Origin of the sequence: Pseudomonas sp. DR 5-09, assembly GCF_001655595.1 — a bacterium.
In the GTDB taxonomy this organism is placed as follows: Bacteria; Pseudomonadota; Gammaproteobacteria; order Pseudomonadales; family Pseudomonadaceae; genus Aquipseudomonas; species Aquipseudomonas pharyngis.
In genome coordinates, this window is sequence record NZ_CP011566.1 from 762,339 (window position 1) to 787,625 (window position 25,287).

The 25,287-nt window shown below is 62.3% G+C and carries 22 protein-coding genes and 1 pseudogene; 9 read left to right on the forward strand and 14 right to left on the reverse strand.

The window, feature by feature from the left end:
• Nucleotides 1-46: 46 nt before the first annotated feature.
• From PDR5_RS03330 to PDR5_RS03340, 3 genes are all read right to left on the reverse strand, one after another.
• Nucleotides 47-1,609, reverse strand: a complete 1,563-nt coding sequence (locus tag PDR5_RS03330) for a collagen-like triple helix repeat-containing protein (protein WP_064593265.1) — start codon at nt 1,607-1,609, stop codon at nt 47-49.
• A gap of 306 nt (nt 1,610-1,915) precedes the next feature.
• The gene (locus PDR5_RS03335) at nt 1,916-2,770 is read right to left on the reverse strand and encodes a MaoC family dehydratase (RefSeq protein WP_064593266.1); all 855 of its coding nucleotides are present in this window, start codon (nt 2,768-2,770) and stop codon (nt 1,916-1,918) included.
• Nucleotides 2,771-2,772: 2 nt separating this feature from the next.
• The gene (locus tag PDR5_RS03340; RefSeq protein ID WP_064593267.1) at nt 2,773-4,125 is read right to left on the reverse strand and encodes a 3-oxoacyl-ACP reductase; all 1,353 of its coding nucleotides are present in this window, start codon (nt 4,123-4,125) and stop codon (nt 2,773-2,775) included.
• A 255-nt stretch (nt 4,126-4,380) separates the two neighbouring features.
• On the opposite strand from PDR5_RS03340, the gene PDR5_RS03345 reads away from it, so the two are divergent.
• Entirely contained in the window at nt 4,381-5,658 is a 1,278-nt protein-coding gene (locus PDR5_RS03345) for an acetyl-CoA C-acetyltransferase (RefSeq protein ID WP_064593268.1), read from the forward strand.
• Nucleotides 5,659-5,873: 215 nt separating this feature from the next.
• Here the strand turns inward: PDR5_RS03345 and PDR5_RS30405 are convergent, their stop codons facing one another.
• Both PDR5_RS30405 and PDR5_RS30410 read right to left on the reverse strand, forming a co-directional pair.
• Nucleotides 5,874-6,641, reverse strand: coding sequence for a methyl-accepting chemotaxis protein (locus PDR5_RS30405; RefSeq protein WP_371850984.1), 768 nt, complete (start codon nt 6,639-6,641; stop codon nt 5,874-5,876).
• Nucleotides 6,642-6,731: 90 nt separating this feature from the next.
• Nucleotides 6,732-7,820 (reverse strand): annotated as a pseudogene (locus PDR5_RS30410) (cache domain-containing protein); the annotation flags it as partial.
• Between the two features lie 441 nt (nt 7,821-8,261).
• Between PDR5_RS30410 and PDR5_RS03355 the strand changes: the two are divergent.
• Nucleotides 8,262-9,158: a PA4780 family RIO1-like protein kinase gene (locus PDR5_RS03355; RefSeq protein WP_011332300.1), complete on the forward strand. Its 897-nt coding sequence runs from the start codon at nt 8,262-8,264 to the stop codon at nt 9,156-9,158.
• Nucleotides 9,159-9,214: 56 nt separating this feature from the next.
• A complete protein-coding gene (locus tag PDR5_RS03360; RefSeq protein ID WP_064593270.1) occupies nt 9,215-10,432 on the forward strand; it encodes an MFS transporter in 1,218 nt (405 codons plus the stop codon).
• On the opposite strand, the gene cueR is transcribed toward PDR5_RS03360, so the two are convergent.
• The 3 genes from cueR to PDR5_RS03375 form a co-directional block, all read right to left on the reverse strand.
• Nucleotides 10,386-10,799: a Cu(I)-responsive transcriptional regulator gene (cueR, locus tag PDR5_RS03365; RefSeq protein WP_007958485.1), complete on the reverse strand. Its 414-nt coding sequence runs from the start codon at nt 10,797-10,799 to the stop codon at nt 10,386-10,388. The genes PDR5_RS03360 and cueR overlap by 47 nt on opposite strands.
• Nucleotides 10,796-13,189: a heavy metal translocating P-type ATPase gene (locus PDR5_RS03370; RefSeq protein WP_064593271.1), complete on the reverse strand. Its 2,394-nt coding sequence runs from the start codon at nt 13,187-13,189 to the stop codon at nt 10,796-10,798. The genes cueR and PDR5_RS03370 overlap by 4 nt, the downstream gene beginning before the upstream one ends.
• A 77-nt stretch (nt 13,190-13,266) precedes the next feature.
• Nucleotides 13,267-13,650, reverse strand: coding sequence for a hypothetical protein (locus PDR5_RS03375; protein ID WP_064593272.1), 384 nt, complete (start codon nt 13,648-13,650; stop codon nt 13,267-13,269).
• A gap of 148 nt (nt 13,651-13,798) precedes the next feature.
• On the opposite strand from PDR5_RS03375, the gene PDR5_RS03380 reads away from it, so the two are divergent.
• Complete coding sequence (locus tag PDR5_RS03380; protein WP_007958490.1) at nt 13,799-13,996, forward strand: heavy-metal-associated domain-containing protein; 198 nt, start codon at nt 13,799-13,801, stop codon at nt 13,994-13,996.
• A gap of 103 nt (nt 13,997-14,099) precedes the next feature.
• On the forward strand, nt 14,100-15,302 hold the full coding sequence (locus tag PDR5_RS03385; protein ID WP_064593273.1) for a multidrug effflux MFS transporter: 1,203 nt from the start codon (nt 14,100-14,102) through the stop codon (nt 15,300-15,302).
• Nucleotides 15,303-15,312: 10 nt separating this feature from the next.
• On the opposite strand, the gene PDR5_RS29800 is transcribed toward PDR5_RS03385, so the two are convergent.
• From PDR5_RS29800 to PDR5_RS03395, 3 genes are all read right to left on the reverse strand, one after another.
• On the reverse strand, nt 15,313-15,486 hold the full coding sequence (locus PDR5_RS29800) for a hypothetical protein (RefSeq protein WP_172829468.1): 174 nt from the start codon (nt 15,484-15,486) through the stop codon (nt 15,313-15,315).
• A 166-nt stretch (nt 15,487-15,652) separates the two neighbouring features.
• Nucleotides 15,653-16,666, reverse strand: coding sequence for a zinc-binding alcohol dehydrogenase family protein (locus PDR5_RS03390; RefSeq protein ID WP_064593274.1), 1,014 nt, complete (start codon nt 16,664-16,666; stop codon nt 15,653-15,655).
• Nucleotides 16,667-16,697: 31 nt separating this feature from the next.
• Nucleotides 16,698-16,991, reverse strand: coding sequence for a putative quinol monooxygenase (locus tag PDR5_RS03395; RefSeq protein ID WP_011332308.1), 294 nt, complete (start codon nt 16,989-16,991; stop codon nt 16,698-16,700).
• A gap of 117 nt (nt 16,992-17,108) precedes the next feature.
• Between PDR5_RS03395 and PDR5_RS03400 the strand changes: the two genes are divergently transcribed.
• The 4 genes from PDR5_RS03400 (at nt 17,109) to PDR5_RS03415 (ending at nt 21,845) form a co-directional block, all read left to right on the forward strand.
• Nucleotides 17,109-18,038: a LysR family transcriptional regulator gene (locus tag PDR5_RS03400; RefSeq protein WP_064593275.1), complete on the forward strand. Its 930-nt coding sequence runs from the start codon at nt 17,109-17,111 to the stop codon at nt 18,036-18,038.
• 304 nt (nt 18,039-18,342) lie between these two features.
• On the forward strand, nt 18,343-19,077 hold the full coding sequence (locus PDR5_RS03405; RefSeq protein ID WP_064593276.1) for an ArsR/SmtB family transcription factor: 735 nt from the start codon (nt 18,343-18,345) through the stop codon (nt 19,075-19,077).
• A 126-nt stretch (nt 19,078-19,203) separates the two neighbouring features.
• Nucleotides 19,204-20,586: an MFS transporter gene (locus PDR5_RS03410; protein ID WP_064593277.1), complete on the forward strand. Its 1,383-nt coding sequence runs from the start codon at nt 19,204-19,206 to the stop codon at nt 20,584-20,586.
• Between the two features lie 296 nt (nt 20,587-20,882).
• Nucleotides 20,883-21,845: an IS110 family transposase gene (locus tag PDR5_RS03415; protein WP_064592530.1), complete on the forward strand. Its 963-nt coding sequence runs from the start codon at nt 20,883-20,885 to the stop codon at nt 21,843-21,845.
• 27 nt (nt 21,846-21,872) lie between these two features.
• Here the strand turns inward: PDR5_RS03415 and PDR5_RS03420 are convergent, their stop codons facing one another.
• The 3 genes from PDR5_RS03420 to PDR5_RS03430 form a co-directional block, all read right to left on the reverse strand.
• A complete protein-coding gene (locus PDR5_RS03420; RefSeq protein ID WP_007958502.1) occupies nt 21,873-22,826 on the reverse strand; it encodes an adenosine deaminase in 954 nt (317 codons plus the stop codon).
• A gap of 81 nt (nt 22,827-22,907) precedes the next feature.
• Nucleotides 22,908-23,873: a 2-oxoglutarate and iron-dependent oxygenase domain-containing protein gene (locus PDR5_RS03425; protein WP_064593278.1), complete on the reverse strand. Its 966-nt coding sequence runs from the start codon at nt 23,871-23,873 to the stop codon at nt 22,908-22,910.
• 56 nt (nt 23,874-23,929) lie between these two features.
• Nucleotides 23,930-25,003, reverse strand: a complete 1,074-nt coding sequence (locus tag PDR5_RS03430) for a BMP family ABC transporter substrate-binding protein (RefSeq protein ID WP_064593279.1) — start codon at nt 25,001-25,003, stop codon at nt 23,930-23,932.
• Between the last annotated feature and the right edge of the window lie 284 nt (nt 25,004-25,287).

Here is a 25,287-nt window from a genome sequence, read left to right on the forward strand (position 1 = left end):
AAGCGTAGGCGCTGTAGGTTCGGCCGTCGAATCGGCCAGGTGCAATTCAGCGTTTGTTGCCGCCCAGGGCGCCGGTAAGACCGCCGAGGACGCCACCCAGTCCGCCGCCAGTCCCGGTGGCGGTGCCACCGTTGACCAGTCCGCCGACCGCAGTGACCGTATTGCCCACCGTGGTGACGGTGTTGCCGACCGCCGTCACTACAGGGTTGCTGTTGGTGCTGGCAATCGTGTTGCCGAGATTGCCGACGGCACCGCCGACCTGACCGGTGAGACCGGCGACCGGAGTGCCGAGCCCGGTGGCGGCGCCGACATTCTGGGTCAGGCTGGTGACCGCCGTGGTGACTGGCGCAAGTCCGGCACCCACGTTGTTGCCCAGGGTTGCCAGGGGAGTGGTCGGGCTGGTGATCGGCGAGCCCGAACCGCCGAGCACGGTGTTGAGCGAGGCCACGGTGTTGCCGGCCGCCGCCAGCACGCCACCGGGTGCGGCGAGAGTGCCATTGCCGCTGCTCAAGCCGGCGCCGACGTTGACCACGGCGCCGCCGACGGTTTGCAGCAAGCCATTGCTGCCCAGACCGCCACCGACGCCTGTTCCCGAACCGGTGCCGTTGTCCACCAGCCCACCGGCCTTGCCGACGGCAGTGCCGACATTGCTCAGGGCGCCGCCGACGGTGTTGGTCAGAGCGTTGCCGTTGCCGGCGACAGTGACCTTGTCACCCACGCCGTCCACCGTGCTGCCGACCTTCTGGACCAAACCGTTCAACGGCGCGCCCAGTCCTGTAGCCGTACCGAGTTTGTCCGTGGTGCTTTCGACCATGGCAATCACCGGCACCAGTTTGCTGCCGACTTCTTTGGTCACCGAGCCGAGCGGGCCGGTGGTGGTGGCGGTGCTGAGGGTGTCGCCGAGCATGGTGACCTTTTCGCCGACCCCGTTTAGCACTGGGGCGACCTTGGTTACCACACCGCCGACCACGGGAACGCTGCCCGTGGCAGTCGCCAGTTTGCCGCTCAGGTCGGACACGCCGTTGCCCACATCCTGCACCACGCCGCCGACCGCCGAAGCGGTGACGCCCAGACCATTGTCGGTGGTCGCCAGTTTGCCGATGCCGTTGGCTACGCCGTCACCCAGCGTGGTCACAACGTTGCCGGCGGTTTTGGCGGCGCTTTGCACCACGCCGCCAACGACAGGCACGCCGCTCAGGGAGTCACCTACCTGGCCGACGCCATCGCCGACGCCGCTGACGGTATTACCGACGTCCTGCACCAGGGTGGTCGTCACCAGCGAAGGGGTCGTGGGATTGGTCGGGTTCGTCGGGTCCGTCGGATTGGTGGGATTGGTGGGATTGGTCGGATTGGTCGGATTGGTCGGATCCGTTGTCCCTCCCGTTCCGCCAGTGCCACCGGTACCGCCAGTGCCCGCGGTGTCTCCGGTTCCACCCGTGCCACCGGTGCCGCCAGTACCTGCAGTCGAGCTGTCGGGGGAAGAACTGCCGGAACTGCTGTGATGACCGCCGCCGCCACTGCTGCAACCGGCCAGACCGAGGGAGAGAATGAGGGCCAGTGCCGTTGCCGATTTGCACCATGCCGCCTGAGCTTTCATCTGAGTTTTCATGAGCGTTATTCCTTGCACCTGTCACAACGTTTGTTGTTTTCGATGGCCCGCCGATTCTGTTGCCGGCAGTGCCTTCGTCCGTTGTGCTCATATCAATCGCAAGGCCGGATCCACGCCATTCTCAAGTTGGTATTAACGCCTTTATGCAGGGGGATGCGAGTGCCGCCTAACGACTAATACCGAGGATATAGGCGCGCAAAAAAAAGCCTTGAAAATCAAGGCTGGGTTTCGGCGAGGGAGGTTTGTGCGGCGTGGGAAAACTTAAGTGATATATACACAATTGAGCAGGTTTTCCCGGCCTCGATGTCAGGCTACCGGCTGCCAGTTGCCCACCATGTGCTCCAGATCCCCGGCGCCGATCAGGCGCAACTCACCGCTGGAACCGGCCGCGCTGGCGAACAGACTCACCTCGCTCGGCAGGCGCACCGGTTTGCGAAAGTGCACGGTGACCTCAAGGTTGGCCTTGGGCAGATGATCTGCCAGCGCCGCCAGCGTGCGGGCCTTGTTCCATAACCCGTGGGCGATGGCTGTGGGGAAACCGAACAGCTTGGCACTGGCGGCGCTCAGGTGGATCGGGTTGTAGTCGCCGGAGACTTTCGCGTACTGCCGGCCGATGTCCGCCGGCGCCTTCCATTGCGCCACTTGCATCAGCGGCAGCGCCGGCTCCCAGGCCTGTTCGACCGGTTCGCCTTCAAGCTTCACGCCGCGACAGAGCATTTGGCTTTCGGCTTCCCACAACGGGCCGAGTTGATCGTCGAGGGTGGTCAGCAGATCGAAGGTCGCGCCTTTGGGATGGGGTTGCAGGTTATGCACCCGGACACTGACTTGCGCACGACTGATCCCGCCCATCGGCCGCAATACGCGGATGCGATTGCTCAGATGAATCAGCCCCAGCAGCGGGAACGGAAAGTCTTTGGCCGTCAGCAATTGCATCTGCAGGGCGAACGCCAGGATATGCGGATAGGTCGGCGGCAGCAGACCGTCATCGGTGAAACCGCAGACCTTGCGATAGGCCGCCAGACGTTTGCCATCGACCTCGACGGCGCAACGCAAGCCGCTGGCGGGCAGGGTGGTGCCGGTGATTTTGCGTCGGGTCGCCGCCCGGGCATACAGCCCCGGCAGGCTCGGCTCGTAGTGCAGCGTTTGCCATTCGATGCTCATGCTCAGGCCCCCAGAACGCTTTGGCCGCACACCCGCAGCGCTTGCCCGGTGAACGCGCCGGTGCCCGGTTGTGCCAGCCAGGCCACGGCTTCGGCGACGTCTTGCGGCAGGCCGCCCTGGCCCAGCGAACTCATGCGCCGCCCGGCCTCGCGCAGGCCGAACGGGATGTGCGCAGTCATCTGGGTCTCGATGAACCCCGGTGCCACGGCGTTGATGCTGATGCCGCGTTCCAGCAACGTCGGCGCCCAGGCTTGAGCCAGTCCGATCAGCCCGGCCTTGCTTGCCGCGTAGTTGGTCTGCCCGCGATTGCCGGCGATGCCGCTGATCGACGCCAGCAGAATCACCCGCGCGTTATCGCGCAACGTGCCGCTGTCGAGCAGGGCTTTGGTCAGCACTTGCGGTGCGTTGAGGTTGACCGCCAACACCGCGTCCCAGAATTCCGGCGTCATGTTGGCCAGGGTCTTGTCACGGGTGATGCCGGCGTTGTGCACCAGAATGTCGAGGCCGTCCGGCAGTTGTTCGATCAGTTGCGCGGCAGCATCTTCGGCGCAGATGTCGAGGGTGATGGCGCGCCCGCCGAGGCGCGCGGCGAGGGCTTCCAGATCGGTTTTCGCGGGCGGCACGTCGAGCAGGATCACTTCGGCGCCGTCACGGGCCAGGGTTTCGGCGATTGAGGCGCCGATGCCGCGCGCCGCGCCGGTGACCAGCGCCTTGCGCCCGGTCAACGGGCGCGTCCAGTCGGTGACCTGAGTGGCGCAGGCCGTCAGCCGGATCACCTGCCCGGAGACGAATGCACTTTTCGGCGAAAGGAAAAACCGCAGCGGCCCTTCGAGCTGATCCTCGGCGCCTTCGCCCACGTAGATCAGTTGCAGCGTGCCGCCGCTGCGCAGTTCCTTGGCCAGCGAGCGCGAGAAGCCTTCAAGCGCTCGCTGTGCGCTGGCGGCAAACGGTTCACGCAGGGTTTCCGGGGCGCGGCCGAGAATCACCAGGTGCGCGCTGCTGTCGAGGTTCTTCATCAAAGGCTGGAAGAACTCGCGCAGCTGCTTGAGCTGGTCGGTGTGCTGCAAATCGCTGGCGTCGAACACCACGGCCTTGAGTTTCGGGCCATGGCCGGGAATCCATTGGATGGCGCTGGCCGGCTGATCGCCGTAGCGATAAATGGCATCGGTCAACCGGTTGGCAAAGGCGCTGACCTGCTCGGCCAGCGGACCACCGCCGATCAGCAGCGCACCGTCCACCGGCCGCAGGCGCCCGGCCTGCCAGCGTTCCAGCCGCACCGGCGACGGCAGGCCCAGGGCCCCGACCAGACGGTGGCCGATAGGCGAGTTGGCGAAGTCGATATAGCGGTCAGACATGGAACGCTCTCCAGAAGATGGGGTTCAAAGTGTGGACTGCGAAGCGCAATCAATCGTTCGATCCACGCAATAAGGCCTACGCTAGAACACTGAGGTTTAGCAGGTCTTGCAGATAAATGCGGACCTTGTGGGAGCGAGCCTGCTCGCGAAGGCGTCGTCAGCCTCAACATGCTGGCGCCTGACAGTCAGCCATCGCGAGCAGGCTCGCTCCCACAGGGATCGTTTTTCAATTCAGAATTTCACAAGGAGCATTTCATGAGTCAGCTGCGCCGCGTCGCGATCATTGGTGGCAACCGCATTCCGTTCGCCCGCTCCAACGGGCCCTACGCCACCGCCAGCAATCAGGTGATGCTCACCGCCGCTCTCGAAGGCCTGATCGAACGCTACAACCTGCACGGCCAGCGCATCGGCGAAGTGGTCGCAGGGGCGGTGCTGAAATTGTCACGGGATATGAACCTGACCCGCGAATGCGTGCTCGGCTCGCGGCTGTCGCCGGCCACCCCGGCCTATGACATCCAGCAGGCCTGCGGCACCGGCCTGGAAGCGGCGCTGCTGGTGGCGAACAAGATCGCCCTCGGCCAGATCGATTGCGGCATTGCTGGCGGCGTCGACACGACGTCGGACGCGCCGATCAGCGTCAGCGAAGGCCTGCGCAAGATCCTCCTGCAAGCCAACCGCGCCAAGACCACCGGCGACAAGCTCAAGACCTTTCTGCAATTACGCCCGAAACACCTGATCCCCGACTTCCCGCGCAACGGCGAACCGCGCACCGGCCTGTCGATGGGCGAGCACTGCGAATTGATGGCGCAGACCTGGAACATCCCCCGCGAGGAACAGGATCAACTGGCCTTCGAAAGCCACCACAAACTGGCGGCGTCCTACAGCGAAGGCTGGCACAACGACCTGATGACCCCGTTCCTCGGCCTGACCCGCGACAACAACCTGCGCCCGGACCTGACCCTGGAAAAACTCGCGACCCTGAAACCGGCCTTCGAGAAAAGCGCCAAAGGCACCTTGACCGCCGGCAACTCCACGCCGCTGACCGATGGCGCGTCGGTGGTATTGCTGGGCAGCGAGGAGTGGGCGAGGGAACGTGGTCTGCCGATCCTTGCGTACCTGCGGGACGGCGAAGCGGCGGCGGTGGATTTCGTCAACGGTGCCGAAGGGCTGCTGATGGCGCCGGTCTATGCCGTGCCACGCTTGCTGGCGCGCAATGGACTGACCTTGCAGGATTTCGACTACTACGAAATCCACGAGGCATTTGCCGCGCAAGTGTTGTGCACGTTAAAAGCCTGGGAGGATCCGGAGTACTGCAAGACCCGGTTGGGGCTGGACGCGCCGCTGGGATCGATTGATCGCAGCCGTTTGAACGTCAAGGGCAGCTCGCTGGCGGCGGGGCATCCGTTTGCCGCGACGGGCGGGAGGATTGTGGCGAACCTGGCGAAGTTGCTGGATGCGGCGGGGCAGGGGCGGGGGTTGATTTCGATTTGTGCGGCTGGTGGACAGGGTGTGACGGCGATCATCGAGCGCTAGAAGAGCAAAAGCTTGCCCTCACCCTAACCCTCTCCCGGAGGGAGAGGGGACTGATTGGGGGATGCTTCAGAAGTACGCCGACCTGAAAGAACGTTGTTGAATCCATAATCGACTCGATCTTTCAGGTCGATGTATGACGTAAGACACCTCGGTCGGCTCCCTCTCCCCCCGGGAGAGGGCTGGGGTGAGGGCGCTTTTCAGGTTGCCCGCCAATCTCAAGTACGGAACCGCCGCACCAACCCATCCAGCTCATTCGACAGCCCCGCCAGACTCTGTGAATCCAGCCGCGCCGAATTCGCCAGCTCCGCCACCAACTGCGCATCACCATGAATCTGGCTGATGTGCCGATTGATGTCCTCAGCCACCTGATGCTGCTCTTCAGCGGCCGTGGCGATCTGCGTGTTCATGTCGCGAATCACATCCACCGACTCACGGATCTGCCCAAAGCTCTCCCGCGCCTCACCAATGCGCGCAACCGATTGCTGCGACACATCAAGACTGGCGCGCATCTGCTGGGTTACCGCGCTGGTGCGTTTGGCCAGGTTGCCCAGCAGCCCGTCGATTTCCGCCGTCGAATCCGCCGTGCGTTTGGCCAGTGCGCGAACCTCATCGGCCACCACCGCAAAACCACGACCCTGCTCACCGGCCCGCGCCGCTTCGATGGCCGCGTTGAGCGCTAGCAGGTTGGTCTGTTCGGCGATGGAGCGGATGGTGCCGAGGATCGACTGGATGTCGTTGCTGTCGCGCTCCAGTTGCTGCATCGACTGCGCCGATTGCTCCAGCTCCTGGCTCAGTTGATCGACGCTGTGCACCGCCGCATCGATCTGCTGCTGGCCTTCGCGAGCCTGGCGCTGGCCGCTGTCGGCAGACTCCGCCGCCTGGCTGCACGAGCGGGCGACTTCGTTGGCGGTGGCGACCATTTCGTGGAACGCGGTCGAGACCATGTCCACCGCTTCGCGCTGGCGTCCGGCGGCTTCGGCCATGTCGCCGGAGACCCGGGTCGAGCTCTGCGAAGTGGCGAGGATTTTTCCAGCCGCGCCACCGATATGCTGGATCAGGCTGCGGATCGCGGTAAGGAATTGGTTGAACCAGTTGGCCAGTTGCGCGGTTTCGTCGCTGCCACGGATATCGAGGCTCTTGGTCAGGTCGCCTTCGCCTTGGGCGATGCCTTCCAGACCACTGGCCACGCTGCGGATCGGCCGCACGATCAGGCTGGCGAAACTGGCACCGACCACCGCGAAAAACACCGCCAGCACGGCCGCAATGATCGCGATCAGCCAAGTCAGTTGGGTGGCGGAACTCATCACTTCGTTCTGTTTGATCAGGCCGATGAAGGTCCAGCCCAGTTGCTCCGAGGGCCAGACATTGGCCATGTAACGCTCGCCGTTGAGCTCAATGTCAACCAGGCCTTTGCCGGCCTTGGCCAGTTGCGCGTAGCCGTCGCCGAGGCTGTCGAGTCGTTTGAAGTTGTGCTCCGGTTGTTTCGGGTCGACCAGCACCGTGCCGGTGTTTTCCATCAGCATCAGGTAACCGCTTTCACCGAGCTTGATCTGTTTGACGATCTCGGTCAGTTGCTTGAGCGACACGTCAATGTTGACCACGCCACCCTGGGCGCCCAACTGGTTGGCGACCGCCCGCACGGTGCTGACCAGAACCGCGTCGTCGCCGGCCCAGTAATAGGCCTCGGTGCGCAGGGTCTTGCCCGGGTTGGCCATGGCCGTCTTGTACCAGGGGCGGGTGCGCGGGTCGTAGTTGGCCATCTTCGGATCGCCCGGCCAGAAGGCATAGCCGCCGCTGTTCAATCCATAGGAGACGTAGGAGTAGGCCGGGTGGGATTTGGCCAGCCCCTCGAACAGTGCAAACAGTTGCTTGTCGATCTCGCCATCGGAGGTATCGGCGGCGTTGGCGCTCATGCGGCTGCGCACGCTGCCGTCGGCGTTCTTCACCAGCGGCTGCGCCGCCAGGTAATCGACGTTCTGGCTGATGCCGTCGAAAAACAGCTGCATGGCATTGCTGACCTGACGGATCTCGCGCCCGCTGCTGTCGACAAAATCGTCCCGGGCATCGCTGCGCAGGTTCAGTACCACCAGCGTGGCGACCAGCACCACGGGCAAGCAGGCGATGATTGCAAACGCCCAGGTCAACTTCTGTTTGATGTTCATCCGCGCTCCAGATTTTCTTGTAGGCCCACGCAGTGCAGATGACTCGCGGTTATTGGCAGCCGAGAAACCTATCTCTCACCCGTTTCCCTGGGTGCGACATCGAAGTTTTTTTTGGAACGATTGTCGGACAAGTTCCTCTGTCTCAGAGGAATTCGGCTGATGAAGGGGGAAATTGAGGTCTTGGGAGAAAATTCTTACGAGATCTGTTCAGTTGGATGTCAGATTCTGTCGCAAATGCCCTCAAGTCCTGGCGCCTATAAATTCGCCGGCCTCGGCTATGATTCGAAGCGGTCGATAAAGAGGCGAATTGACCTGATTTATCCGGCACAGTGTGTGCATCCACAGGTTCACAGGTCGGCAACCCCTCCCCGCGATGCGAGGATTGCCGTATAACGAATGACATTCGCGTGTTTGGTAATAAAGGACCCACAATAAAAGCTGATGAAGACTCCAAAACGCATTGAACCCCTGATCGAGGACGGTCTGGTCGACGAAGTGCTGCGTCCACTCATGAGTGGCAAAGAAGCAGCTGTTTATGTGGTGCGCTGCGGCAATCAGTTACGTTGCGCAAAGGTCTACAAGGAGGCGAACAAACGCAGTTTCCGCCAGGCGGCCGAGTATCAGGAAGGCCGCAAGGTTCGCAACAGCCGACAGGCCCGGGCGATGGCCAAGGGTTCCAAGTTCGGGCGCAAGGAAGCCGAAGACGCCTGGCAGAACGCCGAAGTCGCGGCGCTGTTCCGTCTGGCCAACGCCGGGGTGCGAGTGCCCAAGCCGTACGACTTCCTCGAAGGCGTGCTGCTGATGGAACTGGTGGCCGATGAATACGGCGATGCCGCGCCGCGTCTGAACGACGTGGTGCTGGAGCCGGATCAGGCCCGCGAGTATCACGCGTTCCTGATTTCGCAGATCGTGCTGATGTTGTGTACCGGTCTGGTGCACGGTGACCTCTCGGAGTTCAACGTGCTGCTGACGCCGACGGGGCCGGTCATCATCGACCTGCCGCAAGCGGTGGACGCGGCGGGCAACAACCATGCGTTCAGCATGCTGGAGCGTGACGTCGGCAACATGGCGTCGTACTTCGGCCGCTTCGCCCCGGAGTTGAAGAAAACCAAATACGCCAAGGAAATGTGGGCGTTGTACGAGGCGGGTACGCTGCACCCGGCCAGCGTGCTGACCGGCGAGTTCGACGATCCCGAGGACCTGGCCGATGTCGGCGGGGTGCTGCGCGAGATCGAAGCGGCGCGTCTGGATGAGGAGCGCAAGCAAGCCATCCGCGCGGCGGACGACGAGCCCAAGGGCAAGTCCGACGAACCTCCGCCACCACCGTGGATGCAGTGAGCATCTGAAAAACAAAACCCGGCTTCGGCCGGGTTTTACACATTCAAGGATTGATTGTGACCAGCACTTCCCGCAATGCCCGGCTGATCATCACGGCGCGGCTGATCTCCGATTTCGGCGCGTTCCTCAACATGGTTGCGCTGGCCACTTATGTCTACCTGCTGAGCAACAGCGCGATGAGCGTGGGGATCTTTCTCGCCAGTCGCGTGGGGGGCGGGATTTTTGCCAGCCTGATCGGCACCGCGTTTTATCGTCGATGCAGTGGCCGTCTGCCGTTGATTACTTTCGATCTGCTGCGCGCTGCCGTGCTTGGATTGTTGCTGATCGTCCCGGTCAGCCAGCAAGCGTTGTGGCTGCCGCTGATTGCGTTCGGCCTGGGCTTTGGCAATTCGATGTTCGCCATCGGCCTAAACAGCCAGTTGCCGCGCTTGATCGAGCCGGCGCAGTTGCTCAAGACCAATGCCTGGATCACATCCGCCTCGTCCATGGCGATGGTTGGCGGCAGTCTGGTGTCCGGGTTGCTGGTTGCGGGGTTTGGTTTTGAAACGGTGTTTGCGCTGAATGCGGTGACCTATCTGTTGGCGGCAGTGTTGATTGCGCCGCTGCGGTTCAGTGCACCGGAGCCGGTGGCCGAATCCAGCACTAAACAGGGTGAGTGGTCGGCATTGTTGCAAGGTCTGCGCAGTGCCCCGGTGGTGGCCGCGATGCTGGCGGTGACAATGGCCGACACCCTTGGCAGCGCTGCGCACAACGTCGGTTTTCCGATCATTTCCAAACTGCTGACACCGGACTCGGCCAGCACCACGCTGGGCCTGATGCTCGCAGTGTGGGCCGTCGGCAAACTGCTCGGCGCGCGGATCGCCAGTCGCCTGAACGGCTCGGAAAACATTCATCTGGAGCGCCGCTATTTCGGCGGCGTGCTGCTGATGTCCTGCGGTTTCATCCTGATGTTCCAGCAGCACAGCGTCGTCGGTCTGTTGCTGTTTTCGCTGCCGGCCGGATTGGGTGACGGGTTTTCGGAAGTCGGCCTGATGTCACGGCTGCAACGGGAGCCGGAGCCTTTGCGCCTGCCGATCTTCAGCTTCCTGACGCTGTTGCAGATGACCGGGTTCGGCGTCGGCATGCTGATCGCCGCACCGTTCTATGCGTGGTGGGCGCCGGGTGCCGTGGTGCTGCTGTTCCACGGCATTCCCCTCGCCACAGTGCTGTCGATGAAAATCCTGCTGCTCAGGCGCGCGCGGGTTGCGCGCAGCAGCCCGACGCCAGTTCCTTGAGGATCGGACAGTCCGGGCGATGGTCGCCGTGGCAGTGCTCGACCAGATCCTGCAGAGTGTCGCGCAGTTCGCCGAGTTCGCGGATCTTCTGATTCAGCTCGTCGATGTGCTGGCGGGCCAGGGCCTTCACATCGGCGCTGGCGCGCTGGCGATCCTGCCAGAGGGTCAGCAGCTTGCCGACTTCCTCCAGCGAAAAACCCAGATCCCGCGAGCGCTTGATGAATGCCAGTGTGTGCAGGTCATCGTCGCCGTAGACGCGATAGCCGCTGTCGGTGCGATGAGCAGCCTTGAGCAGACCGATCGACTCGTAATAACGGATCATCTTTGCGCTCAGGCCACTGTGGCGGGCCGCTTGGCCGATGTTCATCGGTTGTCCTCCAGATCCTCGGGTTTCCAGGTTTTCAACAGTAGCGCATTGCTCACCACGCTGACGCTCGACAGGGCCATCGCCGCACCGGCCAACACCGGATTGAGAAAGCCGAACGCCGCCAGCGGAATGCCGATCAGGTTGTAGACGAAGGCCCAGAACAGGTTCTGGCGGATCTTCGCGTAGGTCTTGCGGCTGATCTCCAGCGCTGCGGGCACCAGCCGTGGATCGCCGCGCATCAGGGTGATGCCGGCGGCGTGCATGGCCACGTCGGTGCCGCCACCCATGGCGATACCGATGTCGGCGGCGGCCAGCGCCGGTGCGTCGTTGATGCCGTCACCGACCATGGCCACGACCCCGGTTTTTTTCAGCTCGGCGACAGTGGCGGCTTTTTCCGCCGGCAGCACTTCGGCGTGGACATTTTCGATGCCCAGCGCTTCGGCCACCACCCGGGCGCTGCCGCGGTTGTCGCCGGTCAGCAGGTGGCTGTGGATGTGCTGGGCCGCCAGTTGTTGCACCGCGTGCAGCGCGCCGGGCTTGAGGGTGTCGCCGAAGGCGAACAGACCGAGCACGCGAGGTTCCGGGCTTTGCTCGATCAGCCAGGACAGCGTGCGGCCTTCGGTTTCCCAGGCCTTGGCGGACTCGCTCAGGTCTCCGGCATTCAGACCGCTTTCTTCCAGCAAGCGCCGGTTGCCCAGCGCCAGGCGCCGGCCGTCGAGGCTGCCGGCGATGCCGCGCCCGGTCAGGGACTGGCTGTCGCTGACATCCGGCACGCTCAGACGGCGTTCGGCACAGGCATCCAGCACCGCTTTGGCCAGCGGATGTTCGCTGCCGCGTTGCAGTGCGCCGGCCGCTGTCAGCAGGGCGTTTTCATCACCGTCGATCGCGCTGAAATGCGCGATGCGCGGCGTGCCGGAGGTCAGGGTGCCGGTCTTGTCGAACACCACGGCGCTGACTTCATGGGCACGTTCCAGTGCCTCGGCGTCCTTGATCAGAATCCCGTGGCGGGCGGCCACGCCGGTGCCGGCCATGATCGCGGTCGGTGTCGCCAGACCGAGGGCACACGGGCAGGCGATCACCAGTACCGCGACGGCGTTGATCAACGCGGTTTCCAGCGGCGCGCCGTACAGCCACCAGCCGATCAGCGTGGCCAGGGCCAGCAGCAACACGGTCGGTACGAACACCTGACTGACCTTATCCACCAGTTTCTGGATCGGAGCTTTCGCGGCCTGGGCGTCCTCCACCAGACGGATAATCCGCGCCAGTACGCTTTCCGCACCGAGCGCCGTAGTGCTTACCAGTAAGCGGCCTTCGCCGTTGATCGCACCGCCGGTGACCTTGTCGCCCGGTTGTTTGGGTACCGGCAGGCTCTCGCCGCTGATCAGTGCTTCGTCGGCGTGGCTCTGGCCTTCCAGCACTTCGCCGTCCACCGGGAAACGTTCACCGGGTTTGACCAAAACCCGATCGCCAAGACGCAGGGCGCTGATGGCGACGTCCTGTTCGCGACCATCGATGACTTGAATTGCCCGTTCCGGGCGCAACGCTTCCAGTGCGCGGATGGCGCTGGCGGTCTGGCGTTTGGCACGGCTTTCCAGGTATTTGCCGAGCAGCACCAGAGCGATGACCACTGCCGAGGCTTCGAAATACAGATGCGGCATGCGCCCGTCGGCGGTGGCCCATTCGTAGAGACTCAAGCCATAACCGGCGCTCGTGCCCAATGCCACCAGCAAATCCATGTTGCCGGCCCCGGCGCGTACGGCTTTCCACGCCGCCAGATAAAACCGCGCACCGAAAATGAACTGCACCGGGGTCGCGAGGGCGAATTGCGCCCAGGCCGGCAGCATCCAGTGAATGCCGAACGGTTGCAGCAGCATCGGCAGCACCAGCGGCAAGGCGAGGGCGATGGCGCAGATCAGTGCCCAGCGCTCATGGTTCAGGCGCTGTTGACGATTGTCGGATTGAGGATGTTCGAGTTCGAAGAGGCTGGCCGAATAACCGGCCTTGCTCACGGCGGCGATCAGGGTTTGCGGGTCGACCGCGCCGAGCAATTCGAGATGAGCGCGTTCATTGGCGAGGTTGACGCTGACGCTTTTCACCCCCGCAACCTTGTTCAGAGCGCGCTCGACACGACCGACGCAGGAGGCGCAGGTCATGCCGTCGATGTTCAATTCCAGGGTCCGCTGCGGCACGCTGTAACCGGCGCGTTCGACTGCTTCCATCAGCGCCGGCAGGCTGTCGCCGGGGGCCTGCACCCGGGCCTGTTCGGTGGCGAGGTTGACACTGACGGCACTGGCGCCGCTGACTTTGCTCAACGCCCGCTCGACACGGCCGGCGCAACTGGCGCAGGTCATGCCGCTGATGGGCAGATCGAAGGTGATGGAATCGGACATCGGTCGTACTCCCTGTAGAAGATGCCTACAGGATCAACCTTGCCATGCTGGCAAGGTCAAGCGCCAATCCGAAAGCGTCAGTAGCCGAGGCCGGTCGGCTTGAGGTACATGCCTTCCTGGTTCATCGCGATGCGGAATTTCAGGATGTCGCCGGCATGCAGTCTGATCTCCTGCGAGCCCGGCGCGAGCATGCCCGGGTTGCAACCCGGCATTTGCCCCGGCAGCAGTTTCAGGCGCAGCGAGACATTGCCCGGCGGCAGGTTGAACGACGTGCTTTGCTCCTGAAACAGGCGCGCAGACAGCTGATCCTGGATGTACACGCCGATTTCGCAGGAGGTCGCCACTTCCAGGCGCTCGCGGGAAATGATCAGCACCCCGTAATCTTCCCCGGCGGCTTGCACCGAAGGGATCGCGGCAAAGAGGCTGAGTAAGCCAAACAGGCTGAAAGCTGACCAGCGCATGGCTGAATCTCCTGAATTCATGTCATTGATGCGTGCAGCTTGGCCGAGCGCGGCGCCGATTGCCAGCCCGGCAGTTTTTTGCAGAACTTGACCTTGCCATCGTGGCAAGCCTGAAACTGCCGGCAACCTCACTCAAAGGAGTCATTCCATGCAAGTGTTCACTGTTGAAGGCATGTCCTGCGGTCACTGTGTCAAGGCCGTCACCCAGGCGGTGCAGAGCAAGGATCCGGCCGCCAGCGTGCGGGTCGATCTGGCGGCGAAGGAAGTCGGCGTCGAAAGTGCGCTGAGCGCCGAGCAGGTGATCGAGGCGATCAGCGAAGAAGGCTACGCCATCAAACTCGCCTGATCTTTTTAATAGTTAGCGAGCTACCGGAATGTTCAAGGCGTCCTCGCGCAGCTAGACTGTCGGGCTGCACTCAACTCAACTGCCCGCCCGACCTGGACGCCTGATGAACTTCCGTACCCTTCTGATTCTCGGTGCCCTGACCGCTTTCGGTCCGTTGGCGATCGACTTCTATCTACCCGCGTTTCCCACTATGGCGCTGGCGTTCGGCACCGACGAGAAACACGTCCAGCTGACGCTGTCGGCTTACTTCTTCGGCCTGTCCATCGGTCAACTGGCTTACGGGCCGTTGGCGGATCGCTTCGGCCGGCGGATTCCGTTGCTGATCGGTCTGACGCTGTTCACGCTGGCGTCAGTGGCCTGCGCCTATGCGCCGAATCTGGAGTGGCTCATCGCGGCACGGTTGGTGCAGGCGCTGGGCGGTTGTGCGGGGATGGTGATTGCCCGGGCGGTGGTCAGCGACAAGTGCGACGCGGTGGGTTCGGCGAAAGTGTTCTCGCAGCTGATGCTGGTGATGGGGCTGGCACCGATTCTGGCGCCGATGCTCGGCGGTCTGCTGGTCAACACCACGGGGTGGCAGTCGATTTTCCTGGTGCTGACCGGATTCAGTGCCCTGGCCGGACTGGCCGTGGCCCTCGGCCTGCCGGAAAGTCTGCCGGCGCATGTTCCGCGCCAGCCGTTGTCCGGCGCCCTGCGTCAGTACGGTCGGCTACTGGCGGATCCGGTCTACATGGGCCATGCCCTGACCGGCGGTATCGCCATCGCCGGGATGTTTGCCTACATCGCCGGTTCCCCTTTCATATTCATCAAACTGTACGGCGTGCCGGCCGAGCATTTCGGCTGGCTGTTCGGCACCAACGCGGCCGGGTTCATTCTGGTCGCACAGGTCAATGCGCGCCTGCTGGCCAAGCGCGGTCCGGCCTTTCTGCTGTCACGGGCGGTCTGGGTTTACCTGGGTGCCGGGCTGACGCTGCTCGCGGTCAGCGCCTTGCACACCGAGTCCCTGTGGCCATTGCTGATTCCCTTGTTCATCTGCGTGGCCAGCCTTGGCTGCATCAGCCCCAATGCGGCGGCGTGTGCGATGAACGGGCAGGGCGGTCGCGCCGGCAGTGCTTCAGCGTTGCTCGGTAGCCTGCAGTTCAGCGTCGCTGCAGGGGCCTCGGCGCTGGTGGGGATCCTGCACGATGGCACCGCCGTGCCGATGGCCATGGTCATCAGCCTGTGTGGTTTGCTGGTGGTGTGCGCAGCGATGCTCACCCGGCGCATCCAGAATGCCCGGGCGCTGGCAAAGGCGCAGGCTGAAAACTGAAACGAAAGCCTCAGCCGACAGCGCGCTGCTGGCCGTGATCGGGAATCTGATGGGGCGCCTGCAGACGCGCTTCGAGGGTGCGGGTGAAGGCCAGCGCTTCGGCCTCACTGCGGAAGGTCACGGCGTGCTGGTCAAGACGAACTTGCCATTGGGACTTTGCCACTTCTTTTATCAGGATCTTCATTGCTGACCTCCCGTACGTAAAAGATTGCATCGCAGAGGACTCGATTGTAGTCCTGAATACGATCGCAATTGTGACAAGGGTCAAGCATCTGACTGACGGCAAAAAAACACCGCAGCCCCCGAGCCAGCCACATCGGAGGCTGGAGAAGGCTGCGGCCTTGCGGGTTTTAGAAACCTTCTAAAACAATTTTCCCCTTGGCCTTGCCGCTTTCCAGCAATTCATGGGCGCGGCGCAGGTTGCTCGCGTTGATCGTGCCGAAGTGCTCGCCGACCGTGGTTTTCAAGGTGCCGCTGTCGATCAGCCCGGCCACTCGATTGAGCAGTTTGTGCTGCTCGATCATGTCCGGCGTTTCGAACAGCGAGCGGGTGTACATGAACTCCCAGTGCAGTGACAGGCTCTTGCGCTTGAGCTTGGTTACGTCCAGCGCTTTCGGATCGTCGATCAGCGCCAGTTTGCCTTGCGGCGCCAGAGCCTCGACCAGTTGGTCCAGATGCTGTTCGGTCTGGGTCAGGCTGGCGACGTGGGTCACGTGGGCCACACCGGCGCGTTTCAGTTCTTCGCTCAACGGCTGGCTGTGATCGATCACAACGTCGGCGCCCAGCTCGGTCACCCAGTCGCGGGTCTCCGGGCGGGAGGCGGTGCCGATCACCTTGAGTCCGGTCAACTGGCTGGCCAGTTGGGTGAGGATCGAACCAACGCCGCCGGCCGCGCCGACGATCAGCAGGCTCTGGCCTTCGTCAGTGTTGCCTTCGCGAATCTGCAGGCGTTCGAACAACAATTCCCACGCCGTAATGGCGGTCAGCGGCAAGGCGGCAGCTTCGGCGAAGCCGAGGGTTTTCGGCATGTGGCCGACAATCCGCTCATCGACGACGTGCAATTCGCTGTTGCCACCGGCCCGGGCAATGGAGCCGGCGTAGAACACCTTGTCGCCGGCCTTGAACAGGGTCACTTCACTTCCGACGGCCTTGACCACACCGGCCACGTCCCAGCCCAGTACCTTGGCGGCGCCGCCTTCCGGCGCGACGTTCTGGCGAACCTTGGTGTCGACCGGGTTGACTGAAATCGCTTTGACTTCCACCAGCAGGTCGCGGGGGCCGGCTACCGGTTCTGGCAGTTCGATGTCTTGCAGGGATTTTTCGTCGCTGATCGGGAGCGAGGCGTAATAGGCGATAGCTTTCATGGAGAACTCCGAAAGTGAATATAGGAAGGTTTCAGGCGATGACGCGCAGGCGCTTGAGTTCGAAGTGTTCGAGGAACGCCTCGGCCTGGCTGCGGAAATGCTGGATATGCGCGCTGGCATCGTGGGCTTGCAAGGCTTCGTCGCTGGCCCACTGTTCGATCATGTAGAAGGCCAGTGGATTGGCCAGGTCCTGATGCAGTTCGTACTGACCGCAACCCGCTTCGGCGCGGGTCGGTTCGATCAGGGCGCGCAGGTGCTGTTCGAGAGCGTCCTGCTGGCCAGGTCGGGCGATCAGGGTGGCAATAGCGGTGAAAGGCTGGGACATGTTCGACTCCGGGACGGGATGAATTCGATGGAAGGCATGATTGGCTATTTCTGCCCGAGATAAAACCGGCTAAAAGAGCAGTCTCTTTCAATGTTTTTTTGATAATCGAGGCTGAGGATGCTGCGTTTCGATGACTTGCAGTTGTTTGTCCGGGCGGCGGATCTGGGCAGCCTGTCGGCGGCGGCGCGGGTGATGGACATGTCCGCCGCGGTGGCCAGTGCCGCGCTCAAGCGGATCGAGCAGCAACTGGGCGCGCGCCTGTTGGCACGCTCCACCCGCAGTCTGCGGCTGACGGCCGAAGGTGAAGGGTTTCTCGAATACGCCCGCGCTGCGTTGAGCAACCTGGATGAGGGGCGCCGCCTGCTGGCCAGCGGGCAGGACCAGGTCAGCGGCATTCTGCAACTGTCGGCGCCTTCGGACTTCGGTCGCAACCTGCTGTTGCCGTGGCTCGATGAATTTCAACGCGAACATCCGAAGCTGACGGTGCGACTGCTGCTGGGTGACCGCATCGCCGACCTGTTTCGCCAGCCGGTGGACATCGCCTTGCGCTACGGCGAGCCGGAGGATTCGAGTCTGGTGGCATTGCCGATTGCCCCGCACAACCGACGGGTACTGTGCGCTTCGCCGCTCTACCTGGCGCGGCACGGCGAGCCGCTGCATCTGGAACAGCTCGCGCAGCACAACTGCCTGCTGTACATGCTCGGTGGCCGGGTGCATGACCACTGGAGTTTTCATGACGGCAAGCGCGAGGTCAGCCTGACCGTCAGTGGCGATCGCTTCAGTGATGATGCCGATGTGGTGCGTCTGTGGGCGGTGGCTGGCGCGGGGATCGCATATAAGTCGTGGCTTGATGTGGCCGGTGATGTACTGGCGGGGCGACTGAAAGTGCTGTTGCCGGAGCTGCTCTGTGAACGCGCTCCGCTGAATCTGCTGTGCGCCCATCGCGCACAATTGAGTAAGCCAGTGAACCTTCTGAGGGAAATGCTCGCCAGTCGTTGCGCTGAATTGAGTAGCCGATTTCCCGTTTTCTTGGAGACCGATCATTAGTCGCAGGTAAATAGCGAAATTTCTCTCAGGAACAATCACCAGCCACGGCCACTCCGGCGCAGGACGCAGCGAGCAACCCGCTTATACTAGCGACCGCCTGAAGCCCGCACCGACAGGCCGGCAAGAGAACGATCAGACCGGAACCGGCGGGGCAGGAACGAGGGTCGCGACAGTACTGCGGTTTCCTCGCTGCGGCGCGCAAAGTGCCTCGGCTCAAGGCACTTTGCGCGTCTTGGCCGACGACTGATTACTGGTCAAGATGTCTATGAGCAGTAGACGATACGATTCAACAGGGAGTGAATACATGGAACATGCACCTTGCATCAGCCAGATCGCCACGTTGCTGGCCGATCCCAAACGCAGCGCAATGATGTGGGCGTTGATGGATGGCTCGGCGCGGCAGACCGAGGAGCTGGCGTTGCTGGCCGGGCTTTCGCCTTCGTCAGCCAGTGCGCATCTGGGGCGCTTGTCCGCTGGCGGTCTGTTGAAGGTCGAGGCGCGCGGACGCAAACGCTTCTTTCGTCTGGCGGCTCCTGAAATCGGTGCGGCCATCGAGGCGCTGGCCAGTGCCACCCTGGCCAGCGCCCCGCGAGAAATCCCCGACGTGTTCAAGCGTGCCTCGCCGGTCGTCAGACCCCAGGCCGCGCCGTCGTCACTGCTGCGCGCGCGGTTTTGCGACGATCATCTCGGGGGCACGCTGGCCGCCGATCTGTACCAGCGGCTGCTTGACGCCGGCTGGATCGAGCAGCTTGAAAACCGGGTGGTCGTGACGCACAAAGGCTCGACACAACTGGCCGGGCGCGGCGTTTACATCCAGGCCCTGGCTCACCGCAACGCCCAGGTGGCGTGTGCTTGCCCGGACTGGAGCGAGCGTCGTCCGCACATGGGAGGCTCGCTGGGGGCTGCGTTGTTGCAGCTGTTCATGCAGTCGGGCTGGCTGGTGCTGCCCAAGGATTCCCGTGCTTTGCAACTGACGGCGGCGGGCCAGCGGGAAATTCATCGATTTGCCTGTGAGACCGAGCTGGAAATGGCGTTATAGAGCGCTTTCTTCCACCGATGTACTCCTGAACGTCGCCAACGGCTGCGAACAAGTCGCATCTGGCACAGGCGCGCAACCGCTATCGCGCACACTCGATCCGGGGACTTTTCGGATTGAGGAGGTGGCATGGACACGGGAAACTACAGCGCGGCAGATCGACTGGAGCGCCTGCCAGTCAGCGGTTATCACCGGATCATCTTCATCATCATCGCCCTGGCGTTTTTCTTCGACTCCATGGATCTGGCGATGATGACCTTCCTGCTCGGCTCGATCAAAGCCGAGTTCGGCCTGAGCAGCGCCGAGGCTGGTCTGCTGGCCAGTTCGAGCTTTTTCGGCATGGTGCTGGGGGCGTCGCTGTCCGGGATGCTGGCTGATCGATTCGGCCGAAAACCGGTGTTCCAGTGGAGCATCGTCCTGTGGGGGCTGGCCAGTTACCTGTGCTCCACGGCGCAGACGGTCGAAAGCCTGACGCTGTTTCGCATCCTGCTGGGAGTCGGCATGGGCATGGAGTTTCCGATTGCTCAGTCGATGTTGTCGGAATTGATTCCTGCTCAGCGTCGGGGTCGCTACATCGCCCTGATGGACGGTTTCTGGCCGCTGGGTTTTGTCGCGGCGGGCGTGCTGTCGTATTTCCTGCTGCCGTTGATTGGCTGGCGCGACATCTTTCTGGTACTGGCGGTGCCGGCGGTGTTCGTGCTGGCGATCCGCTTTTTCATTCCCGAGTCGCCGCGCTGGCTGGAACAGGCCGGCAAACACGACGCAGCGGACAAGGTTTTGTGCGGCATCGAGGCGCGGGTACGGGCATCGCTGGGCGGTGCTGCATTGCCGGCGCCGGTTCGTCTGCCACGTAGCGTGACCCCGCCGGGCCATTTCCTTTCGGCGCTCAAACAGATCTGGTCTCCGCAGTATCGCCGGCGCACGACGATGATCTGGAGCCTTTGGTTCTTCGCGCTGCTCGGCTTCTACGGCCTGACCTCCTGGCTCAGCGCGCTGCTGCAACAGTCGGGGTTTGCGGTCACCCAGTCGGTGTATTACACGGTGCTGATTTCCCTCGGCGGGATTCCCGGTTTCCTGATGGCGGCCTGGCTGGTGGAGCGCTGGGGACGCAAGCCGGTGTGCATCGTCACGCTACTCGGCGGCGGGGTGATGGCGTTTCTATACGGGCAGAGCGCAGTGTTCGGCGGCAACGTGGCGCTGCTGATCGGTACGGGGCTGTTGATGCAGTTTTTCCTGTTCGGTATGTGGGCGGTGCTCTACACCTACACGCCGGAACTGTACCCGACCTCGGCGCGGGCGACGGGCTCGGGGTTCGCCTCGGCCATCGGGCGCGTGGGTTCGCTGCTCGGGCCGTTGGTCACCGGGCTGGTGTTCCCGATCACCGGGCAGGGTGGGGTGTTTGCGCTGGGGGCGCTGTGCTTTGCGATTGCGGCGGGGGTGGTGTGGCTGTTCGGGATGGAGACCCGGGGCAAGACGCTGGAAGAGCTGACTGAAACCGAGATGCTCAGCTGAATACAGCACCCTGTGGGAGCGGGCTTGCCCGCGATGGCGGACCGTCAGTCAACATTGATGTTGGAAGTGATGGCCTCATCGCGGGCAAGCCCGCTTGTATGTTTAGACTTGAAGGGGTGGGCGGGACTAAAAGCTCGATTCCGACTCTAGCCAGTACGGACCGTGGGAGACTTCTCGTCCCGCCCTTTCTACCTAAAGCGCCGATAAGGAATTCATCGGTAAAACCGACGATAGAGGCAAGCCAGCGCTACGGTAGACCCCGACAAGCTCTTAAACCCTAGCTCCGAGGATTCGTCATGACAATCCTTACCTCGCCAACGGTGATTGGTGTCGATGTGGCCAAAGCCGAAATCGTCGCTTATCGCGAAGATCTGAAAAACATTCAGGTCATCAACAACGACCGTACGTCTATAGGTCGTTGGCTGAAGACCCTGCCCGCACAAAGCTCGATTTCCCTGGAAGCCACTAATCTCTACCACCTGGATACGGCCGAACTGGCCCATGGTATGGGGCATCGGGTTTACGTCGTGGACCCTTACCGGGTGAGCCATTACCGCGAAAGCATCGGTCAGCGTGCAAAAACCGACCCTTGTGATGCACGTCTTCTGGCGCGTTATCTAACCAGTGAACAGCACCGGCTGCGGGTCTGGAGCCCACCACCACGGCACTACACGGTGTTGAAAAGTCTGCTTAACAAGCGTGCGCAGCTGATGAAGGCCCGAGTCAGTATCATGCTGAGCTGGTCAAACGAACCTCTCCTTGAAGATCTTTTGGCCCATGGGTTGGAGCATTTCAAACAGCTTGATCAGGCCATTCAGGAATTACTTCGCAAAGTCAGCCAAGAGGCCGGCATTAGCGAAAACATCAGACGCTGCAAAGCGATTGAAGGGATTGGTGAACTCACGGCAACGGGACTGGCAACTACGTACATGCGAGGTGAGTTCGCCAGCGCCGATGCGTTCATCGCCTTTCTGGGAATGGATTTGAAGGCAAAGGACTCAGGCAAGAAACACAGTCCTCGCCACTTGAGCAAAAAAGGTGACGGGGAATTACGGCGTCTTGCACACAATGCAGCTATGGCAGCTTGTCGGTCCCCTGTTTGGAAACCGTTCTATGAATCCTATCTGGCAAGAGGTCTAGCCAGAACCCAGGCCTTGGTCATCCTCGCCCGTAAGCTTTGCCGGGTGGCATTCGCCCTCATGAAAAATCAGAGCGAATACCAACCCAATTTAAGGTTGCAGGGTTCCCCTGCAACATAGAATCTCCCACAGTTTTTGTATTGCTCTTTATGGTTTTACCAGGCGCGCATCCAGGCTGTTCTGCGCCAGACGCTTGGCCTGATCCTGAGTCATGCCCAGGTGGGTGTGCAGCGCATGGAAGTTCTCGGTCACGTAACCACCGAAGTACGCCGGGTCATCGGAGTTCACCGTGACTTTCACGCCGCGCTCAAGCATGTCGAGGATGTTGTGCTGGGACATGTGATCGAACACGCAGAGCTTGGTGTTCGACAGCGGGCACACGGTCAGCGGGATCTGCTCGTCGATGATCCGCTGCATCAGGCGCTCGTCTTCGATGGCGCGCACGCCATGGTCGATACGCTGGATTTTCAGCAGGTCGATGGCTTCCCAGATGTATTCCGGTGGGCCTTCTTCACCGGCGTGGGCGACGGTCAGGAAACCTTCGTGGCGGGCACGATCGAACACGCGTTGGAATTTGCTCGGCGGGTGACCCATCTCGGAGCTGTCCAGACCTACGGCGACAAATGCATCACGGAACGGCAGTGCCTGGTCGAGGGTTTTCTGTGCTTCGTCTTCGCTGAGGTGGCGCAGGAAACTCAGGATCAAACCGCTGGTGATGCCCAGTTGCTGCTCGCCATCCTTCAGCGCGGCGGCGATACCGTTGAGCACCACTTCGAACGGGATACCCCGGTCGGTGTGGGTCTGCGGATCGAAGAACGGTTCGGTGTGAATCACGTTCTGTTCTTTGCAGCGCAGCAGGTAGGCCCAAGTCAGGTCGTAGAAATCCTGGGAGGTGCGCAGCACGTCGGCGCCCTGGTAATACAGGTCGAGGAATTCCTGCAGGTTGTTGAAGGCGTAAGCCTTGCGCAGGGTTTCGACGTCGCTCCACGGCAGGGCGATCTTGTTGCGCTCGGCCAGGGCGAACAACAGCTCGGGCTCCAGCGAGCCCTCGAGGTGCAGGTGCAGTTCAGCCTTGGGCAGGGCGTTGAGCCAGTCGTACATATTCTTTTCTCATCAGGTGCAATGGCGGGCATTCTACAGATGCCCGCCGAAACAATTGGCAAAACCTGACCAACCGATCCATCACACCGCTTCCTGCTCCCGTCGATAGGCGTAGGTATCGGCGAAGCGCGACAGCAGGAATTCGGCGCAGGTGGTGGTCGGATATTTCGCAGGATGCTGTGCGTCCTGGCAACCGGGCAGGCACTCGATACGGGTATCCGGATGCGGCTCGGCGAAGAACGGCATCGAGTAGCGATCCACCCCGAGAGGGCTGATCACCCGGTGCGGGGTCGAGCGATATCGGTCATTGCTCCAGCGCGCCATCATGTCGCCGAGGTTGACCACGAAGGTGCCGTCGATGGGCGGTGCGTCGATCCACTGGCCGTTGACGTTCTTCACCTGCAGGCCGCCGGCGCTGTCCTGATACAGCAGCGTGATGCAGCCGTAATCGGTGTGCGCGCCGGCACCTTGCTGTTCGGCGGAACTGGCGGTGTGGCGCGGTGGGTAATGGATCATCCGCAGCACGCTGACCGGTTCGTTGAAGCGTGTATCGAAGAAGTCGCGCTCGATGCCCAGCGCTAACGTCATGGCCCGCAACAGGGTTTGCGCCAGGGCCTGCATGTCGAGGTAGTGCTGCTCCATCAGCGCCTCCCAGCCAGGGATGGCCGGATGACGGTTGGGGCCACGTAACGGTTTTCCTGCCAGCACCTCGGGATGATCGGCCGGCAGGTGCAGGCCCATGTCGAAGGTTTCCTTGAGATCGCTGGGTTTGTCCGGGTCGAGCTGTTCGGTGGCGATGGCGCCGTAGCCGCGATGATGGACGGTCTGGGTGATGTCGATCTTGAGTTTTTCCGCGCTCGGCAGCGCGAAGAAGTGCCGGGCGTGATCGAGCAGGGATTCGATGCGCTGCGCAGAAATCGGGTGACCCTTGATGTAGAAAAATCCCCATTCGCGGCAAGCGTGGTCGATCTGTTCGGCGACGGCCGGCCAGGCGTTCTGGTCGTCGGAGTAGAGCGGCGAGATGTCGATGATCGGGAGTTGGTTCATTTCGAATGCTCGTTAGCGACCGCTCCCATGCAGAGGAGCGGTCAGGGGCAGGTGTATTACTTCGGCATCTCGGCCTTCATGCCTTCGACGTAGTAATTCATCGACGCCAGTTCGGCGTTGGTGGCGCTGACCCCCGCCGGGATTTTCTCGACGCCGGCCTGATCCTTGATCGGCCCGGTGAACGGTTGCAGGGCGCCGCTCTTGATGTCGGCGATGATCTGCTCGGCTTCGGCCTTCACCGGTGCCGGCACCAGGTCGCTGATCGGCAGTTCGACCGTGCCTTCCTTCAATCCGCCCCAGTAGTCCTGGGATTTCCAGTTGTGGTCGATCACGCTCTGGGTCGCTTGAATGTAGTGCGGCGCCCAGTCGTTGACGATCGAGGTCAGCACCGCTTTCGGCCCGAAGTGCGCCATGTCCGAAGCGTAGCCCACGGCGTACACGCCGCGTCGCTCGGCGGCCTGGATCGGCGCCGGGCTGTCGGTGTGCTGGAACACCACGTCCACGCCCTGATCGATCAGCGCGTTGGCCGCGTCGGCCTCCTTGCCCGGGTCGAACCACGAGTTGACCCACACCACTTTGATTTCGGTACCGGGGTTGTACTTGTTCAAGGCCAGTTGAATGGCGTTGATGTCGCGGATCACTTCGGGGATCGGGAACGAGGCGACGTAGCCGATTTTTTTGCTCTTGGTCATCTTCGCCGCGAGGAAACCACCGACGTAACGGCCCTCATACGTACGCGCGAGATAGGTGCCGAGATTCTTGTCCTGCTTGTAGCCGGTGGCGTGTTCGAAGGTCACCTTGGGAAACTGTTTGGCGACTTTCACCGTCGGGTTCATGTAGCCGAAAGAGGTGGTGAAGATCAGGTCGTAATTGTCCTTGGCCATGTTGCGGATCACCCGCTCGGCGTCGGCGCCTTCGGCGACGTTTTCCACGTAATTGGTGGTGATCTGCGTGCCGAGTTTTTCCGCCAGCGCCTTGCGCCCCTGTTCATGCTGATACGTCCAGCCGTGGTCGCCGATGGGGCCGATGTAGACGAAGCCGACTTTCAGTGGATCGGCGGCACTGGCGCTCAGGCTGAGGCCAAGGCCCATGGCGATGCACAGCAGTGTTTGCAGTGGACGTTTTTGCATGAACGCGAACTCCCTTTTGTTGTGTGTGGGGAGGGCAATGCAAAAGGCTGACCAAGCGGACAACAAATCGAGTCGAAATCGCGGCGAGGCCTTCGCGAGCAAGCCCGCTCCCACGTGGCAACACCTTCACCTGTGGGAGCGAGCCTGCTCGCGATGGGGCCGGTCCAGGCCAATAAAGTGCACCTGCCGAACCAGCTGCCATTCCGTGGTGCGCTAAGGTGTAACGAACCATTAGCGCCACCCCGCAGTCAGTAGCTCATTCGAACCCCTGCGCCAAAAGGCTC